The sequence below is a fragment of the Blautia sp. AF19-10LB genome (assembly GCF_003461245.1).
In the GTDB taxonomy this organism is placed as follows: Bacteria; Bacillota; Clostridia; order Lachnospirales; family Lachnospiraceae; genus Blautia_A; species Blautia_A intestinihominis.
On record NZ_QTWS01000044.1, the window covers coordinates 1,458 to 19,964 of the forward strand.

Sequence of the window (18,507 nt, forward strand, 5' to 3'; positions counted from 1 at the left end):
CGAAAGGCGCGGCAACTTGCCTTGGCGGAAGCTGTAGTTCCCGCGAGCACGCCGAAGGCGTGGTGTCGACGGGCCCGTAGTATGGGATATTGCGGAAGCATGTAGAATAATAGAATACGTAGGATTGGTTAGTTTCAGGTGCAAATTTGAACCATACAGAAAAACCAACAATATAAATAAGCGCAGACTCATGGGGCAACCGTGCAAGTCTGCGCTTATATTATACGAAAATCTTCCGATTTGATGCACCAGGAGAATTTTTCAAAGGGCACTACATAAGACCAAATTTCCGTCAAACACCCAGCCCAGGGGTGGCGAGGGGACGGGCGACGTCCCTTCGCGGTTTTCTTATATCCCCAAATATAACAAAAGGTCTCAGGGAAACTTCCATGATAAAAATGTCAATATAAATTGACGGGTCCAAGGGCAGTCCTATTTGGAAATTATGCATAAAAAATCCTGAAAAAATATATGGATTTTATCCAATTGTTATTATACAATAAATGTGCTATTCTTTAATTACAAAATAATTTATAACAAAGTTCTGAAATACAGAACAACATGTAAGGGGAACGTCAATGGCTCAGGATGAGATAAAGGTTAAATCATTAAAAAAAGCACTGGATGTTCTGAATTGTTTTCTGGTGAAACCAACCTGGGGTGTTACAGAGATCAGTGATCGCCTTGGCCTGTACAAGAGTAATGTATATGATATTCTGACGACATTAAAGGCAATGGATTATCTGGAAAAGGATGAAGAGACAGAGCGGTATAAACTGGGAATGCAGGTATTTGCATTGAGCAGAGCGATGGAAGAGACATTTTCCATTATCAAGATTGCAATGCCATATATGCAGGAGCTGGCAAATATCACAAATGAGAGAGTATATCTTGCCATACCACATGAAGGTGAGGTTGTATATCTGGAGGCTACTTATCCAGCTGAGTCTGTGAATCTGATGCGTTCCATTCTGGGAGAGAGGGCAGAGATGCATTGTACCGGAATCGGTAAGGCTATGCTGGCCAATCTTTCGGAGGAAGAAATCAGTGCTTATCTGCAGAAGAAACTGACTGTTTATACAGATCATACGATTTCAGATCCCGTTCAGTTGAAGGCAGAGCTGGAGGCTACAAGGCAGAGAGGTTATGCCATTGATGATATGGAACATGAATTTGGGGTAAAATGTGTGGCAATGCCAATTTTTGACAAAACACATAAATTGTATGCTGCGATCAGCGTCAGTGGTCTTGCTGTTCATTTTACAGATCGTCAGATCCAGGAATGGGCTCTGCTGATCAAGAAATATGTAGCAAAAATCGAGAATCGTCTTTCATGAGAGGAAAAAATGCATTTAAAAATGTGGACGTGATTTATTCACGTTCACAAAAAAATGTCCATACAACAGAACATTGTTCTGAAATACAGAACATAAAAGAGGAGGAAGTAATGAAACTGATAATGGAGAGATGCCCGACGGATATGTGCCATGCATCTACCTTGTTGAAAACAGGCCCGGATAGATTTCTCGTAGCTTGGTTTGGTGGAACAAAGGAAGGCAATGGCGATGTGGCAATCTGGATCACAAGAGGGAATGAAGAATATTTTGATGCTCCGCAGATTCTGGCACAGTCTGATGAAGCTCACTGGAATCCGGTTCTGTTTCGGATCAATGAGAGTAAAATTATTCTTTTCTACAAAGTTGGTAATGAGATCAGCAAATGGCGGACCATGTATCGGATTTCAGAAGATAACGGAGAAACTTTTGGAGAAGAAAAAGAGCTGGTTCAGGAGGATCAGGGCGGCAGAGGTCCTGTAAGAAACAAGCCTGTCCGTCTGGAAAATGGAAGAATTCTTGCACCGGGATCAACGGAACAGGGAATCTGGAAAGCTTTTGTGGATCGTTCAGATGATGATGGAGTGTCCTGGAATAAATCAGAAGAAGTTGAAATCCGGCAGCTGGAGTATAAAGCCGGTGAAAGAACTGTCGAAAAAGACGACAGTGCTATTCCGGTAAGTGAGCAGTCCTTTTACGGAAGAGGAGTAATCCAGCCTACATTGTGGGAAAGTGCTCCTGGTCAGGTACACATGCTTCTTAGAAGTACGGAAGGCAAAATTTACAGAAGCGATTCTGGTGATAATGGAGATACCTGGACGGATGCGTATGCTACAGAACTTCCAAATAACAACAGTGGAATTGATATGGTTCCTTCTGAAGATGGAAAACTGTTTCTTGTATATAATCCTGTTGGAATAAATTGGGGAGAACGAACGCCGATTTCTCTGGCAGTTTCAGGAGATAATGGACAAACATGGAAAAAAATCAGAGATCTGAGTACTGGCGAAGGGGAGTTTGCTTACCCGGCTATTATTCAGGATGAAGATTTTTTATATATCACTTATACATACAAAAGGAAGAACATAGCCTTTTGGAAAATAAAAAAATAAAAGGAAAGAGAGGAAAGAAAAATGGAGAATCGTTTTCCCGGAGGATCATGGCCAGTCATGCTTACTCCGTTTACAGAGAACAATGAAGTTGATTATGAGGGATTAAAGGAACTGGTAGACTGGTACATCAAAAATGGTGTGTCAGGAATGTTTGCAGTATGCCAGTCAAGTGAAATGTTTTATCTGTCTCTTGAAGAGAGAATAAAATATGCAGCAAAAACTGTGGAGTTTGCGGCAGGTCGTGTTCCGGTCATTGCATCAGGTCATGTATCAGACAAGATTGAAGACCAGATCACAGAGCTTAATGAAATTGCAAAAACAGGGGTGGATGCAGTAATTTTGATCACCAACCGTCTGGCAAAAGAAGATGAAGATGATTCTGTATGGATTGAGAACTGCAAAAAGATTCTGGATAATATAGATCCGAATGTTCCGCTTGGATTTTATGAATGTCCGTATCCATATAAAAGATTACTTACACCGGAAACAATTTCCTGGTGTGCATCTACAGGAAGATTTTATTTTCTGAAAGATACCTGTTGTGATATTGAACAGATCAGGGAGAAACTGAAAGTTATTGAAGGTTCTAATCTGAAACTGTATAACGCTAATACAACAACTTTACTTGAATCCATGAGAGAAGGTGCGGCAGGTTTCTGTGGAGTTATGGACAATTTTCATCCTCAACTTTATACATGGCTCTGTGACCATTATAAAGAAGAAAAGGCAAAGGAAGTTTCCGATTTCCTGACAATTGCATCCCTGATAGAGCGCCAGTATTATCCGGTAAATGCAAAGTATCATCTTTCTGAAATCGAAGGGCTTCATGTAACACTGAACAGTAGAACCAAGGATAAAGCAGGACTGACAGAGACCTTTAAAGAAGAAGTAAAAGATCTGAGTAAACTTACAAAATATGTAGAACAAAAGATATTGGGATAATCAAGGGAGGAAAAAATTATGGAGTGTAAAAAAATGGCAGCACTGGTACTTGCAGGTGCAATGGCAGTAACTACAATGACAGGATGTGGAAGTGCAGGAGGATCTGATAAATATCCAAGTAAAGACATTTCTGTTATCATTCCGAAAGCAGCAGGAGGCGGAACAGATACCGCAGCCAGAGGGCTTATCCAGTATATGAAAGAAAACCTGGAGGGAGCTAATTTTGTGGCAACCAATAAACCGGACGGCGGCGGAGTAACAGGTATGGTAGAAACTTCCGCAGCAAAAGCAGACGGATATACACTTGGAATGGTAACGGTTGAGCTGGCTATGTTCCCATGGCAGGATAAATGTCAGGTAACACCGGAAGATTACGCAGCAATCTGTGCACCGATCGCAGCACCGGCAGCACTGATCGTACCTGCTGATGCACCATATGATTCAGTTGATGATTTTGTAGCATACTGCAAAGAAAATCCTGGTAAAGTTCAGGTTGGAAACTCTGGTATGGGTGCAATCTGGCATGTAGCAGCAGTAAGCTTCGAAAAAGAATTCGATGTAGAGCTGAAACACATTCCGTATCCGAATGGTTCCGCAGATATTGCAGCTGCATTGACTGGTGGACATATCGATGCAACGATCGCAGATCCTTCCAGCTACAAATCACAGGTAGATGCAGGCGAAATGAAGATTCTTGGTATTATGTCTGAAGAACGTTCCAGTATTTATCCGGATGTTCCGACATTTAAAGAAATGGGACATGATATGGTAATTCGTGCATGGGCAAGCCTTGTAGCACCAAAAGATACACCAGAAGAGATCCTTACACAGCTGAGAGATGCAGCAAAGACAACCTGTGAAAGCGATGAGTTCAAAGAATACTTCGAAAAACAGGGTATCGATCCACAGTGCATCATTGGTGATGACTGCCAGAAGATGATGGAAGATGACTATGCAATGTATGAAGATCTGTTGAAGGACATTGAGACTGAGTAAACAGGCAGGTATGCAGACAGGGGGAATGCACCCTCTGTCCGCATCATAGGAGGCAAAAAAATGGGAAACATGAAAAAAGCAAATTATATAATTTCTGTGATCATGCTTTTGATCGGTGTCGGTATCGTGGCATTGGCTTCGTCACTGAAGATAAAGCTTGGTGAGGGTGATCCGGGAGCAGGTTTCTGGCCGATGATGCTGGGTGTTCTGATCATTGTTTTTTCTGTATGTCTGTTGTTCTCAACAATCAAAAACAAAGAAAAACTTGAAGCAAAAGCATTTACAATTGCAACACCGGCAAATATAAGAGTTTATATCCTTTTCGGAATCATCATTCTTTTTTGTCTGATCCTTTATTTTCTCGGATTTTATGTAGGTGCACTGCTGTTCATTCCGGCAGTAATGTATTTACTGGAAGTTCGAAGTGTAAAGAAGATTGTACTGACAACAGTGATCACATTGGCGGCGATTTATGTTCTGTTTGGTATGCTGCTGAACATTACTCTGCCGGCACCGATATTTATGAGATAAGGAGAAAGAAGAATGTCTGACATCTTAACAGCACTTGGCAACGTATTTACAATAGGCAATCTGGCCGGCCTTATTTTTGGAACCGGTGCAGGTATTCTGATCGGAGCAATGCCTGGACTTTCTGTAAACATGGGAATCGCCCTTCTGTTTCCCCTTACATTTGCATTTCAGGGAGTTGGAGGAATCCTGATGCTTCTTGGCATCTACTGTGGGGCAATTTACGGTGGATCTATTTCAGCAATTCTGCTCAAAACACCGGGTACTCCGGCATCGGTGGCAACGACACTGGATGGATACCCGATGGCTACCAAGTTGAAACAGCCAGGAAGAGCTCTTGGATTATCTACTTTTGGTTCTACCTTTGGTGGAGTTTTCAGTGCAATCTGTCTGATCATCTTTTCTCCAATGCTTGCATCAGTGGCATTGAAATTTTCCAAACCGGAATACTTTGCACTTGCGGTATTTGGACTCAGCATCATTACCAGTGTTTCTTCGGGTTCTATATTAAAAGGACTTCTGGGCGGATTCATTGGACTGTTTATTGCGACCATTGGAATTGACAACCTCAGTGGATCTGTACGATTTTCATTTGGATCTACATATCTTCTGGGAGGTATTTCCTTTGTTCCGATTCTGATTGGACTGTTTGCGTTTTCACAGGTTCTTCAGAGTGTAGAAGACTGTTACAAAGAAAAATATGTAAAAACAGATGTAAAACTTACCAGAGTATTTCCGACTTGGGAAGACCTGAAGAGAGTATTTATTACATTACTTCGTTCTTCTATTATCGGAACATTCATTGGCTGTGTTCCTGGAACAGGTGGAGATATCGCATCTTTCGTATCTTATGACCAGGCAAAGAGATGGTCAAAATACAAAGATAATTTCGGTAATGGTGAACCGGAAGGTATCGTGGCCCCAGAGGCCGGAAATAACTCTGTATCCGGTGGTGCGATGATTCCAATGCTGACTCTTGGTATTCCTGGAGATGGCGCAACTGCCATTATGCTTGGAGCACTGATGGTTCAGGGAATGCAGCCGGGACCTCTGCTTTTCAAAGAGCAGGCAAGTTCTGTATATGCAATCTTTATCGGACTGCTTCTGGCCAATATAGTTATGGGTCTTATGGGCTTTTCACTGATTCGTGTATTTGTTAAAGTTGTAAATATTCCAAAAGAAATCCTGATCCCTATCATCTTTACACTTACATTTGTCGGTGCATATGCTTATAACAATTCCATGAACGATGTGTTTGTAATGGTATTCTGTGGCTTCCTCGGATACTTTATGAACAAGACAGAATTCTCTATGTCTGCGATCGTAATCGGTATCATCCTTGGCTCACTGGCTGAGACAAACTTCAGAGGCGCTCTTACCATGAGCGATGGAAAATTCTCTATTTTCCTGACACACCCAATCTGTGCAGTATTCCTTGCACTGGCAGCAATTTCCCTTCTGTCACCGGTGCTTGGACCAGCTGTAAGAAAACTCTTAGGTAAAGACAAAGCAAAACAGGAGACAGAGGCATGATTTTTGATAAGATAGAAAATCTTGACAGATACAAAGAATTTGCCGATTATGCAGAACAGATAAAACATTTTATTGAAAAAGATAAAAAAGAGCATCTGCCCGAAGGCCGTTATGAACTGGATGGCAACAATCTGTTTGCACTGGTACAGACTTATGAGACAAAAGACAAAGAAAATGCCAGAATGGAAGCACATAAAAAATATGCAGATCTTCAGTTTATGGAAGAAGGAGAGGAAAGAATTTATATCGACTTCACAGATGAACTCGAAGTAGAAGAAGACAAAACACCTACGCAGGATATTCTGTTTTACAAGAAAGCAGAAGACCATGGCTTCCATGTCCTTACAGAAGGAACCTTCGGATATTATGCACCACAGGATGCACATATGCCGTGCATAAAAAATCACCAGAAGCAGAAGGTTCGGAAGATTGTGTTCAAAATAATTGCTGGGAATTGCCCAGCGGCCCGTCAATAATTTGGCAAATATAAAACCCTGAGGGGGAGCATCTCGAAGTTGCGAAGGCCGAAGCTCCCCCTCAGACACCCCCTACTTGGCCACGCCTGGTGCATCAAGACAGAACGGGCTGACGCTAACTGTTAGGGCTGTTTCGCTGGCGTGAAAGGCGCGGGGGTGTTGGGATGACTACGTGAGGAGTAAGTCGTCTGGAAACCAACGAAGATTGGGAATGAGAATGACTACGTGGGAAGTAAGTCGTCTGGAAACCAACGAAAATTGGGTGCTGGAATGACTCTGTAAGAAGTAATTTATTTGAAAGACCACAGAATTTTGGAAAAATGGATGACTGTAGAATGAGCAAGCCAGATTAAAGTCAATAAATGCTCTTGAGATGGTTGGCTTGGAAGATAGTATTTTAGATTCTGACCAATGAAGAGTTTTAAAATGGATGGCCTAGTGTGCTGTCTCATTGACTTTCAGTTAAATAATGTAGAATGTTTTTTCATCGACAAGGCGACTGAACGAGGCGATGCGGTGGCATCGTTGGGCGAAGTCAACGCAGTTCGATGGGAAAACAGGCAAGTTATTTAGCGAAATGTCAATGATACAGTACACTAGCTTAGAGTTATACTAATACAAATCAACTCACCAATAGTATGATAAAATAACAGGATATCTTCTCCATGCGAAAGAGAAGAATCCTGTTATTTTTATATACTGCGATATCATTTATACAAAGATCTTCCGACCTGATACACCAGGAGAATTTTTCAAAGGGCACTACATAAGACAAAATTTCCGTCAAACACCCAGCCCAGGGGTGGCGAGGGGACTGGCAAGTCCCTTCGCGGTTTTCATATATCCCAATATAAAAAAATCCCCCCAGGGCATCCCGCCCTGACAAGAAAGGTCAATGCAAATTAACGGGTCCAAGGGAAGTACCCTTCCTCTCTTGACAAATATATATATCCTGTTTAAAGTAAATTTATAAAATTTACACCCCATGTTATGAGGGAGGCATAGAAAAAAATGACTATAAAACAAAAATTAAACGCCCTTCGCATTCTTATGAAAGAAAAAAAGATAGACGCCTATCTGGTAGCAACAGATGATTTCCATGGATCGGAATACGTAGGTGACTACTTCAAATGCAGGAAATATATCACCGGCTTCACCGGCTCCGCAGGAACTGCCATTATCACACAGGACATGGCAGGCCTGTGGACCGATGGTCGTTATTTTATCCAGGCAGCGGATCAGCTCCGTGATACGACAATAGAACTGTTCAAATCCGGCGAGCCAGGGGTTCCGACCGTGCATCAGTTTCTGAACGATAAATTAGAAGAAGGCATGTGTCTTGGCTTCGACGGCCGTACTGTAAGTGCGAGGGAAGCGGAAGAATTGCAGGAACTTCTGCAGAAAAAACATATCACATTTTCTGTAAACGATGACCTGATCGGCGAGATCTGGGAAGACCGTCCGGTTCTTTCCTGTGAGCCGGTCATGGAACTGGATATCCGATGGACCGGCAAGTCCAGAGCAGATAAGATCGCAGAGATCCGTGAGCAGATGAAAGCAAAAGAAGCCGACACTTTTATCCTCACATCCCTCGATGATATCGCCTGGCTTTTGAACATCCGCGGTAACGATATCCATTGCTGTCCGGTGGTTCTTTCTTACCTTGTAATGATGGAGAATGAATTGAGATTATACGCAAATGCAGCAGCTTTTTCAGAAGAGATCCGCAGTAATCTGGAAGCAGATGGGGTAAAAATTTACCCATACGATGATGTCTATTCTTATGTTCAGAGCATCTCTTCAGATAAGAAAGTTCTGCTCTCCAGGGCGAATGTCAACAGCCGTCTCGTAAGTAATATTCCATCTGAAGTGACGATTCTGGATGAGCCAAATCTGACTCTTCTTCCGAAGGCAGTCAAGAACGAAACAGAGATGGAAAACGAGAGAATTGCACATATTAAGGACGGTGTCGCAGTAACTAAATTCATCCATTGGCTCAAGAAAAATGTCACCAGAACTACCATTACAGAACTGAGCACAGCGGAGAAATTATACCAGTTCCGCAGCGAACAGGAGCATTTTCTGGGGGAAAGTTTTGATCCGATCATTGCATATGGAACGCATGCTGCGATCGTACATTACAGCGCGACAGAAGCAACAGACATCCCGCTTGAGGCCAGGGGAATGGTGCTTGCAGATACCGGCGGACATTATCTGGAAGGAACAACAGATATCACAAGAACCATTGTTCTTGGACCTGTCACAGCCAAAGAAAAGAAATTTTTTACCGCAGTTCTGCGTGGAAATCTGAACCTGGCAGCGGCGAAATTCAAGTACGGATGCACAGGTTTAAACCTCGATTATCTTGCCAGAGGACCGCTCTGGGAACTGGGTGAAGATTATAACCACGGCACAGGACACGGGGTAGGCTATCTTCTGAATGTTCACGAAGGACCGAACAGCTTCCGTTGGAAAAACCTTCCGGGAAATCCGGCACCGGTGCTTGAGGAAGGAATGATCACCTCCGACGAACCTGGCTATTATCTAGAAAATGAATTCGGGATCCGCCACGAAAATCTTGTCCTCTGCAAAAAGGCAGAAAAGACATCTTTCGGGCAGTTTATGTGCTTCGAACCACTGACAATGGTCCCATTTGATCTGGAGGGAATCAACCCGGAAGAGATGACAGAACGTGAGCGGAAACTTCTGAATGATTACCATCAGAAAGTATATACGACCATATCACCATACTTAGATGAGGAAGAAAAAGAATGGCTGAAACAGGCAACCAGAGAGATCTGACAAAGGGTGAAAAAACCAAATACCGGCTGGCACGGGCCATGAAAGAATGTATGCAGACAACTCCTGTAGAGAACATCACAGTGAAGCAGATCACAGAGAAATGTGAGCTTACGAGACAGACTTTTTACAGGAATTTTCTGGACAAATACGACCTGATCAACTGGTATTTTGACAAACTTCTTACGAAATCTTTTGAACATATGGGACGTGGAAAGACGGTCTATGATGCTCTGGTCAAGAAGTTTACTTATATTCAGGAAGAGCAGACATTTTTTGCGGCAGCGTTTCGTTATGACGAACAGAATTCCCTCAGACAGCATGATTTCGAACTGATCTTACAGTTTTACGAAAATTTAATTCGTGAAAAAACTGGCAAAGTACCGGGCGAAAACGTCCATTATCTGCTGAAAATGTACTGCCAAAGCTCTATTTATATGACTGTCAAATGGGTGACAGGAGGGGTGACATGTACCCCGGAAGAACTGGCATCTATCATTGTAGATGGGATGCCGGAGAAGCTTGCAGAGATTTTTGTGAGGCTTGAGATCCTGAACTGACAACTTCAAAAATGTTGGAAATACAGGCGTTACAGAAATGTTTCCATAAACAGGAAAGACATATCTGGTTATTTTTACTGAATATGAATGCATAAATTTAGAACAAATCACGAAAGTTACAGAAAACGTTACACTTGTTGGATTCTGTAACTTTCTTTTTTATAAAACTATTGTTAAGATAATAACAAAGTTAAGGCGTGAGCGACGCAGAAAGGGATGTAATTATCATGGCAAATAGAATTAACTTAAACGGAACATCTTATCACGGAGCAGGTGCAATTGCAGAGATCGCAAACGAAGCAAAAGCACATGCATTCAAAAAAGCATTTGTATGCTCTGACCCGGATCTGATCAAATTTAACGTAACAAGCAAGGTAACAGATGTCCTTGAAAAAGAGGGCCTGGAATACGAAATTTATTCTGATATCAAAGCAAACCCGACCATCCAGAACGTCCAGAATGGTGTAGCTGCATTCAAAAAATCCGGTGCAGATTATATCATTGCAATCGGTGGTGGTTCTTCCATGGATACTGCAAAAGCAATCGGTATCATCATCGCAAACCCGGAATTTGAGGATGTAAGAAGCCTGGAGGGTACAGCACCGACAAAGAAACCTTGCGTACCGATCATTGCAGTTCCGACAACAGCAGGAACAGCAGCAGAAGTTACCATCAACTACGTTATCACAGATGTAGAAAAGAAACGTAAATTTGTATGTGTTGACCCGCATGACATGCCGATCATCGCAGTTGTTGACCCGGAAATGATGTCTTCAATGCCTAAGGGACTGACCGCTTCTACAGGTATGGATGCCCTGACTCATGCAATCGAAGGATATACCACAAAAGCTGCATGGGAAATGACAGATATGTTTCATCTCAAAGCGATTGAACTGATCTCCAAATCTCTTCGCGGAGCTGTTGAAAATACCAAAGAAGGTCGTGAGGGAATGGCTCTTGGACAGTATATCGCAGGTATGGGATTCTCAAATGTAGGTCTTGGAATCGCACATTCCATGGCTCATACACTGGGTGCTGTTTATGATACTCCGCATGGTGTTGCATGCGCTATGATGCTTCCGATCGTAATGGAATATAACCAGGAATGCACTGGAGAGAAGTATCGTGAGATCGCTCGTGCAATGGGTGTGAAGGATGTGGATTCTATGACTCAGGAGGAATATAGAAAGGCTGCTATTGATGCGGTTAGAAAGCTTTCTGTTGATGTGGGAATTCCGACCAAGCTGGAGGCTATTAAAGAGGAAGATCTGCAGTTCCTCGCTGAATCTGCACATGCGGATGCTTGTGCACCGGGTAACCCGAAGGATGCGAGTGTGGAGGATCTGAAGGATCTGTTTAGAAAGATCATGTGATTTAGAAAAATCGTATGAAACCGCAAAGGGGTATTGCAAAACCGCAGAGGGACTTCGCCAGTCCCTCTGCACACCCTGGGCTGGGTGTTTGACGAGAATTTTGTTGTGTGGGGAATCCTTTGAAAATTTCTCCTGGTGTTTCAGGTGGGGAGGTTTTCGTGTGAAGGATTCCTCTTTTTTTATGTGATACTTTGAGGCTTGATGTTCTTATGGGCAGGGTTTTTCTGAAGTATGCCATACTATGGGGGATGGATCAGGTGTTGGAAGGGGGAGGTGTTCATGTTGGATGTATTGTGCTATATTAGAAGAAAAATAGTGGGAGTGTAAGTAGTTATGAGCATAGAAGTTGAGATTAAATTAAGGATAAGTGATAAGGAATGTATAGAGGAAACTCTGGCAGAGATTGGGTTTTGTAAGGGGAAGTTTGTTATGGAATCTGATACTTATTATATGGCGGAGCATCATGATTTTGTGGGGTTGGATGAGGCACTTCGGGTGAGGTGTGTAGAGAATCGGGGAACGGGGGAGAGGTCGGCTGTGATTACGTATAAGGGTGCAAAACTTGATAATACTTCTATGACAAGGCAGGAGTTGGAGACATCAGTGGGGGATGGGGCGGTTTGTCGGGAGATATTGGAGAGGATTGGTTTCCGGCCGGTTCCGGTGGTGGAGAAGCTTCGGCAGTATTATCACAGGGATAATATCACTGCCTGCGTGGATGCTGTCACGAACCTGGGAGATTATCTGGAACTGGAGATCATCGTCGATGAGGAGGAGAAACGGGAAGCGGCTCTCGATCAGCTGGAACAGATCTTGCATACGCTTGGCTATTCCATGCAGGATACGACGAGAACCTCCTATCTGTCTATGTTTCTGAAAAAGAAGAAAAAATAAAATGTCAAGTAATAATTTCTTGACACTTTTTTTATAGACAAAAAATATCCTGCATCTATCCGGCAGTATACAGGAAATATTTTGTTGGTGGGAATCAGCTATGACAAGAAAAGCAGGAAATATCAGTGTGTGATTGAGACCGACGAGAAATGAGAGAAATTTAGTATTTTACTTTTGGTGTGAAAACAGGTATGATAAAGAAAATGCCGCTGTAATTTTGTAAAGCGACAGAGCAACTTAACTATGTTTTCACACAAGGAGGAAGATTATCATGAAAATTGGTTTTATCGGCTGTGGAAATATGGCGACAGCCATGTTAAAGGGAATTCTGAAAAGTGGAGAGGTGGAAGCATCAGATATGATCGCTTCTGCGAAGTCAGACAAGACCCGCGAGAAGATCGAGAAGGAACTTGGCATCCGGAAGGCAGCTAACAACGCGCAGGTGGTGGATTTTGCGGATGTTGTTTTTCTGGCAGTGAAGCCGCAGTTTCTGGAGGGCGTTCTGGATGAGATCAGGGGCAGTGTAAAGGCTGGACAGATTTTTATTTCTATCGCGCCGGGCAAGACTCTGCAGTGGCTTGGTGAGCGCCTTGGCGAAAATACAAAAGTCATCCGTACCATGCCAAACACTCCGGCGATGGTCGGAGAGGGAATGACAGCCCTCTGTGTCAATGAACTGATCACAGAAGAAGAAACTGCACTTGCTGTAAAACTCTGCGACACCTTCGGCAAGACAGAGGTGATCCCGGAGCATCTGATGGACGCCGTCGTAGGCGTTTCAGGCAGCTCTCCGGCGTATGTGTTCATGTTCCTTGAGGCAATGGCAGATGCAGCAGTTGCAGATGGAATGCCGAGAGCACAGGCATACAAATTCGCCGCACAGTCCGTACTCGGAAGTGCGAAACTGATGCAGGAGACCGGCAAACATCCGGGAGAACTCAAAGATATGGTCTGCTCCCCGGCAGGAACCACGATCCAGGCAGTCCGTGTTCTCGAAGAAAAAGGCTTCCGCAGTGCAGTGATCGAGGCACAGACAGAGTGCGTGAAGAAAGCAAAGGGAATGTGATCTTTCAGAAAAATAAAATATCAGGTGTGTGATTTTTCCACTGTAGCAGAATCCGGCAGTTGTTTTTACTGTGAGCGGAGGATGTTACAGTGGATTTTTTTTACTGTACATAGATGATATATCGCTGCTGCGATGGTTGTTGAAAATATTTCTACAATTGTAGAAAAAAGGATTGACACATACATTCTACAGATGTAGAATACAATCAACTTCTACAAAAGTAGAAAATAAACACAGAAAAGGGAGCATCCATTATGAAAACAAGAAAAGCAAAAATCATGGCACTTATGGCAGCAGCAACATTGAGTATTTTTTCAGCAGGAAGCGTTATGGCGGCGGGAAACGGAGATTTTTATCCGCAGCCGGTGAATTCGGATTGGGAGGATGCTCACACGGAAGGAGCATATGCAAGTTTCACGAACGGAAGCGATTATGTGAACATTTACAAATATGCCCTGGACGATGCCAAAATCGGAGTTGCGAAATGTAATGATACCTATGAAGCATGCTATCAGACGATTTTTTCAGAAGGGAACAGCCTGTATATGGCGGTAGGATATGCCAGAGATGCAGATGATATTGGGGAAGTGAGAAAAATGGTGGAATCTATTTCCTATCCGGGAAATCCTACGTTGACAGGGAAGGATGGCAAAGGCGGATCTTCTGATAACGGATCATCGAAAGACAGCAGTTCCACATCTTCTGACAAGAATACGGATGGAGGTTCTTCTTCAACAGATACAACAGGAGGCAATTCCGGTTCCGGCAGTTCTGATTCTTCAGACAGCAGTAAAGATTCTGATATTCTTTCTACAGCCGATCTGACGCTGTATGACAGCGAGGGAAACACCGTTTCTGTAGAGAGAACCATCTATTCAGACTACAGCAGCAAATATGTCGGCGATGACGGCACCGTCTATACGACTGATGATGAGGTTTATTTTACAGATGAAAACGGAAAGACCTGGCAGGCTCTGAATGATGATACACATTACATGGGGGCAGAGCTGGAGCAGCATGTCCTTACGGATGCAGACGGCAACAGTGTGACCGTTACTGAAACTACAAATGGTGATTATTATTACCGTGATGACAATGGTACAGGATTCACAGACAATGGCGACGGAACCTGGAGTGATGAGAACGGGAACAGCTATAATGAGATGAATTAATGATTGTATTTAAGGGAGGATGTGATACAATAAAGTTATTCCTACGTTTGTAGAAAATTGATGACAGAGAGGGGCGAAGAAGTGAAAAAAACATATCAGAGGCTTCCGGAATCAGAACTCGGCATTATGCTTGTTCTGTGGAATGGCACTCCGCCAATGACGAGACCGGAGATCGAAAAGGTGATCAACACGAAGAAAAACCTTGCTCCGACAACGATCCTGTCATTGTTGACCAGACTGGAAGCCAAAAATTTCGTAGAAGTGACCAGGCAGGGCAAGATGAACCTGTATACACCGCTGGTTTCTCAGGCAGATTATCAGGCACACGAGAGCCGCAGTGTCCTTGAGAAACTTTATGGAAATTCACTTAAGAAATTTGTGACATCACTTTATCAGGGCAAGAAGATCAGTTCTGAAGAAATCCAGGATCTCAGCGATTTTCTTAAGGAGCTGGATGACAGGGAGGAATAACGGACAGTGGAAGTATTGGTTTTGCATATCCTGAAGCTGAATATTATTGCAGCGGTCATTATTTTGCTGGTAAAACTGCTGACGGTTCCACTCAAAGGCAGAGTTTCCGCAAGATGGAAATATTTCATATGGCTGTTTGTGGCAGTCAGCCTTCTTATTCCGGTGCGGGTTCCGGGCAGCATTTCGCTGGTTGATCTGCAGCTGAAGAAATCCAGTCCGGACAGGATTTCTGTGCAGGAAAAAGATATTTCTGCAACTGTACCAGAAAACGGACAGTATATTTCACAGCAGGAAACCATGCGTCCGGAGAAAAGAAATGTACAGGATCAGGATTTTTCCAGACAGAAGATCCATACCGTATATGAAACTGGTAAATGGATGGAAATGGCAACAGGAATCTTTGTAGCAGTCTGGCTTATCGTGGCGGTGCTGAAACTGGCAGGAGAATTTCTGGCGTATCATCTTTCGATAAGAAATCTGGAAAGAATGAGCCTTCCGGTCACTGATCCGGTAAGTCTTCGGATGTACAGGGAAGTGTGCAGGGACAAACGGATCCGCAGGATGCCGGAACTGAGACAGAATGCAGGTCTTACTACACCGCTTCTTGCGGGGCTTTTTCATACGAAACTGTATCTTCCGGCAACCGGTTATTCTGCGGAAGAGCGAAAACTCGTATTCTATCATGAGCTGACACATTATGTCCACGGAGATCTCTGGTACAAGATGCTTCTTCGGATCTGTGCGTCGATTTACTGGTTCAATCCATTTCTGCTTATCATGTTGAAAGAGGCAGATAAGGATATTGAAAATCTGTGTGATACTGCGGTGATTCATCGGGTGAACCAGAGCGGTCACAGGCTTTACCGACAGCTGCTCCTTCGGACGGTTGCAATGGAAAACAGGATTCCGTATGTGACGGCAAGTCTCAATGACAGTGGAATGGTGTTCAAAGACAGGATTCTGTATATGATGAGTATCAGGAAGCTGAAGAGAGGAATTTTGCCGGGTGTTTTGCTGGCATTGATGCTTGTTGGTGGGAACCTGGCATTCACGGTTTCAGCGCTTCCAGTGGGGACGGGTACATCGGCTCAGGGTAATTCTGATGGAGCGGCAGATGATGACATACCGTATCCAGATTTTGCCCCATTTTCGGAACTGGTGGATATGCAGAATGCTCCGGCGATTTCTGATGGACAGGCTGGCGCAGGAAATGCAGAAGACGTTTCTGGCGTGGCAGAGAACTTGCAGGATAATGCCAGTAATCGGATGGAGAGCACTGCCGGGGCTGTGACAGGATCAGAGACAACGACAGATTCTGTAAGTCCTTCAACGGAAGACAGCGTGCAGGACAATACGGATTCCACAGACTCCGGGAACACTGGTGAAAACACCGATAATATCGACCACTACGCACATTTGCCAGCAGGCGTGCCATATACCAGCGGATTCAGCAGTGCTTCCGGTGTGGCATCCATCGTAGCCCCGGGAGAAGATGAGAATGATGCAAGGGTGCTCCAGGACAATGGGGACGGAACCTATTCTGATGAAATTGGATTTATTTACAGTTATCAGGGTGACGGCACCTGGGCAGACGCATACGGCAATTCCTACAGGACCTGGAATGACGAAGACTATAACTTTGGAAATCAGCTGGAACATCATGAACTCCAGAGCAGCAGCGGAAGCGTTGATGTAAAACAGACCACAAACGGTGATTATTATTACTGTGATTCTGATGGCGTGGGCTATACCGACAATGGCGACGGCACCTGGACCGATGAGAATGGGAATACTTATACGGAGTGAGTAAGCGATGAAAACAAAAGAAAAATATTTGCTCATGGCAGCTGTCATGGGAATATGTACAGCGGGCATTTCCTTAAATTGCGTATGGGCAGCAGATGCATCTCAGCAGACAGTAGAAAGTTCAGACAGTGATGAATACCTGGAACTTGGTGATTCAGAAGAGGAGCAGGCATATCGGAAATTTCTGGAAAACGGAGAAAATTTTTCAGATGTAGAAGATCTGGGAACGGTAATGTGTGCTGCCTATGATATCAATAATGACAAAACGAAAGAACTGATCGTGCGGGGAATGGACAGCGATAATGCATACAGATACCTGTTTTATAGATATGAAGACGGTGAAGTAAAGTCAGATGGTTCTATGACAAACTGGCAGAATGGTGGAGAAGGTGAGATGTATTATATACCAGATAAAAATGTATTTGTAGTATACATGCGCCTGGCTGACCATAAAGAATATAAAATCTATCAGTTAAAAGATACTGTAGAACAGAGGATATCCATACACAGGCAGAGTCTTGATGTACAGGGAGCCGACGGGAAATATCACCGGGAGTATGCATATAGCGTCGAGAAGCCAGATAAAAACGAAAGTACAAAAACCATCACAGAAAAAGAATGGAATAAATTCGAATCGGCACTTGTAGAAATTCCATTTTATGACTATACAGTAAAGGCAGATACGCAGTTCTCAGAAGAACAGATTGCCGCATTAAAAAAATCTCTGGGAGTTCCAGATGAGATTATCGTAAGCTGCGAAGCCGGAGAGCCTTTTTATTGGGAAGCCGGAGGTCGCTGGCTGGTGAGTATGGGATTATATGATGAGAATGGAATATTCCTTGCAGGAGCAGAGATTGATCCCGATACGCTGGAACTCGAAAGAGAAATTGCACCTTATAATGTGGATGCAATTGCAGGACAAAATGAACCTGCACAGCAGAGTGCCACTACTCCATTTTATGGAATCTGGTGTTATGGAGGCAAAAGCGAAGAGGATGCAGATGCTTATGCGCAAAGCATGAGAAGCAGCGGCTATGATGCACAGGTATTTGTCACAACAGACTGGAGTAACCTCAATCCAGAAAAATTTTATGTAGTCACAGCAGGTATATATCAGTCCGAAAGCGAGGCAAATGCAGCATTGGCTTCCGCGCAGAGTTTTTGTGCAGATGCTTATGTGAAGTATTCCGGAGATTTCCAGGGATGAGATTACAAAGATAAAATAAATGAGCGTTTTTCGAAAATCAGATCGGAAAACGCTCTTATTTTATGGAATAATTCAGGATAAAATAAAATATAAAGAAACTTCAACAAAATGTGCTATCTTATTTGTAGGACATACAAATTTGAAAGTGGGCATCATCATGTTGAAGTTTCATAATAATAATACCACGATTATTGCAACTTTTGAAGACTTTATTTTGACCACTTACGTTATTATTGAT

At 43.4% G+C, this 18,507-nt stretch carries 17 protein-coding genes; all 17 read left to right on the forward strand.

Translation table 11 applies throughout. The features are described from left to right. Nucleotides 1-578: 578 nt before the first annotated feature. Nucleotides 579-1,337, forward strand: a complete 759-nt coding sequence (locus DWX28_RS17025; RefSeq protein WP_118254177.1) for an IclR family transcriptional regulator — start codon at nt 579-581, stop codon at nt 1,335-1,337. Nucleotides 1,338-1,447: 110 nt separating this feature from the next. Then, the gene (locus DWX28_RS17030) at nt 1,448-2,446 is read left to right on the forward strand and encodes a sialidase family protein (protein WP_118254203.1); all 999 of its coding nucleotides are present in this window, start codon (nt 1,448-1,450) and stop codon (nt 2,444-2,446) included. A gap of 21 nt (nt 2,447-2,467) precedes the next feature. Continuing rightward, nucleotides 2,468-3,388 carry a dihydrodipicolinate synthase family protein gene (locus tag DWX28_RS17035; RefSeq protein ID WP_118254178.1) on the forward strand — a complete coding sequence of 307 codons (921 nt, stop codon included), beginning with the start codon at nt 2,468-2,470 and terminating at the stop codon, nt 3,386-3,388. An 18-nt stretch (nt 3,389-3,406) separates the two neighbouring features. Then, nucleotides 3,407-4,384 carry a Bug family tripartite tricarboxylate transporter substrate binding protein gene (locus tag DWX28_RS17040; protein ID WP_199611856.1) on the forward strand — a complete coding sequence of 326 codons (978 nt, stop codon included), beginning with the start codon at nt 3,407-3,409 and terminating at the stop codon, nt 4,382-4,384. 60 nt (nt 4,385-4,444) lie between these two features. Next, nucleotides 4,445-4,915 (forward strand): tripartite tricarboxylate transporter TctB family protein, encoded by a 471-nt coding sequence (locus DWX28_RS17045; protein ID WP_118254181.1) that lies wholly within the window; start codon nt 4,445-4,447, stop codon nt 4,913-4,915. 12 nt (nt 4,916-4,927) lie between these two features. Then, a complete protein-coding gene (locus DWX28_RS17050) occupies nt 4,928-6,445 on the forward strand; it encodes a tripartite tricarboxylate transporter permease (protein WP_118254184.1) in 1,518 nt (505 codons plus the stop codon). Further along, on the forward strand, nt 6,442-6,921 hold the full coding sequence (locus DWX28_RS17055) for a YhcH/YjgK/YiaL family protein (protein ID WP_118254188.1): 480 nt from the start codon (nt 6,442-6,444) through the stop codon (nt 6,919-6,921). The genes DWX28_RS17050 and DWX28_RS17055 overlap by 4 nt, the downstream gene beginning before the upstream one ends. Before the next feature lie 1,011 nt (nt 6,922-7,932). Beyond that, the gene (locus DWX28_RS17060) at nt 7,933-9,723 is read left to right on the forward strand and encodes an aminopeptidase P family protein (protein WP_118254190.1); all 1,791 of its coding nucleotides are present in this window, start codon (nt 7,933-7,935) and stop codon (nt 9,721-9,723) included. Then, nucleotides 9,693-10,280, forward strand: coding sequence for a TetR/AcrR family transcriptional regulator C-terminal domain-containing protein (locus DWX28_RS17065; protein ID WP_118254192.1), 588 nt, complete (start codon nt 9,693-9,695; stop codon nt 10,278-10,280). Before DWX28_RS17060 ends, DWX28_RS17065 begins: the two co-directional genes overlap by 31 nt. A 227-nt stretch (nt 10,281-10,507) precedes the next feature. Continuing rightward, nucleotides 10,508-11,653 (forward strand): lactaldehyde reductase, encoded by a 1,146-nt coding sequence (gene fucO, locus DWX28_RS17070; RefSeq protein ID WP_022213896.1) that lies wholly within the window; start codon nt 10,508-10,510, stop codon nt 11,651-11,653. A 333-nt stretch (nt 11,654-11,986) separates the two neighbouring features. Continuing rightward, nucleotides 11,987-12,547, forward strand: a complete 561-nt coding sequence (gene cyaB, locus DWX28_RS17075; protein WP_022213897.1) for a class IV adenylate cyclase — start codon at nt 11,987-11,989, stop codon at nt 12,545-12,547. A gap of 271 nt (nt 12,548-12,818) precedes the next feature. Beyond that, a complete protein-coding gene (proC, locus tag DWX28_RS17080) occupies nt 12,819-13,613 on the forward strand; it encodes a pyrroline-5-carboxylate reductase (RefSeq protein WP_118254194.1) in 795 nt (264 codons plus the stop codon). A gap of 254 nt (nt 13,614-13,867) precedes the next feature. After that, nucleotides 13,868-14,785: a hypothetical protein gene (locus DWX28_RS17085; protein ID WP_118254197.1), complete on the forward strand. Its 918-nt coding sequence runs from the start codon at nt 13,868-13,870 to the stop codon at nt 14,783-14,785. An 81-nt stretch (nt 14,786-14,866) separates the two neighbouring features. Beyond that, the gene (locus DWX28_RS17090) at nt 14,867-15,256 is read left to right on the forward strand and encodes a BlaI/MecI/CopY family transcriptional regulator (protein WP_022213900.1); all 390 of its coding nucleotides are present in this window, start codon (nt 14,867-14,869) and stop codon (nt 15,254-15,256) included. A 6-nt stretch (nt 15,257-15,262) separates the two neighbouring features. Beyond that, nucleotides 15,263-17,062, forward strand: coding sequence for a M56 family metallopeptidase (locus DWX28_RS17095; protein ID WP_118254199.1), 1,800 nt, complete (start codon nt 15,263-15,265; stop codon nt 17,060-17,062). A gap of 7 nt (nt 17,063-17,069) precedes the next feature. Next, entirely contained in the window at nt 17,070-18,269 is a 1,200-nt protein-coding gene (locus DWX28_RS17100) for an SPOR domain-containing protein (protein ID WP_118254201.1), read from the forward strand. Between the two features lie 19 nt (nt 18,270-18,288). After that, nucleotides 18,289-18,507 (forward strand): hypothetical protein (locus DWX28_RS19730; protein ID WP_147342116.1); only part of this gene is annotated, 219 nt, incomplete at its 3' end.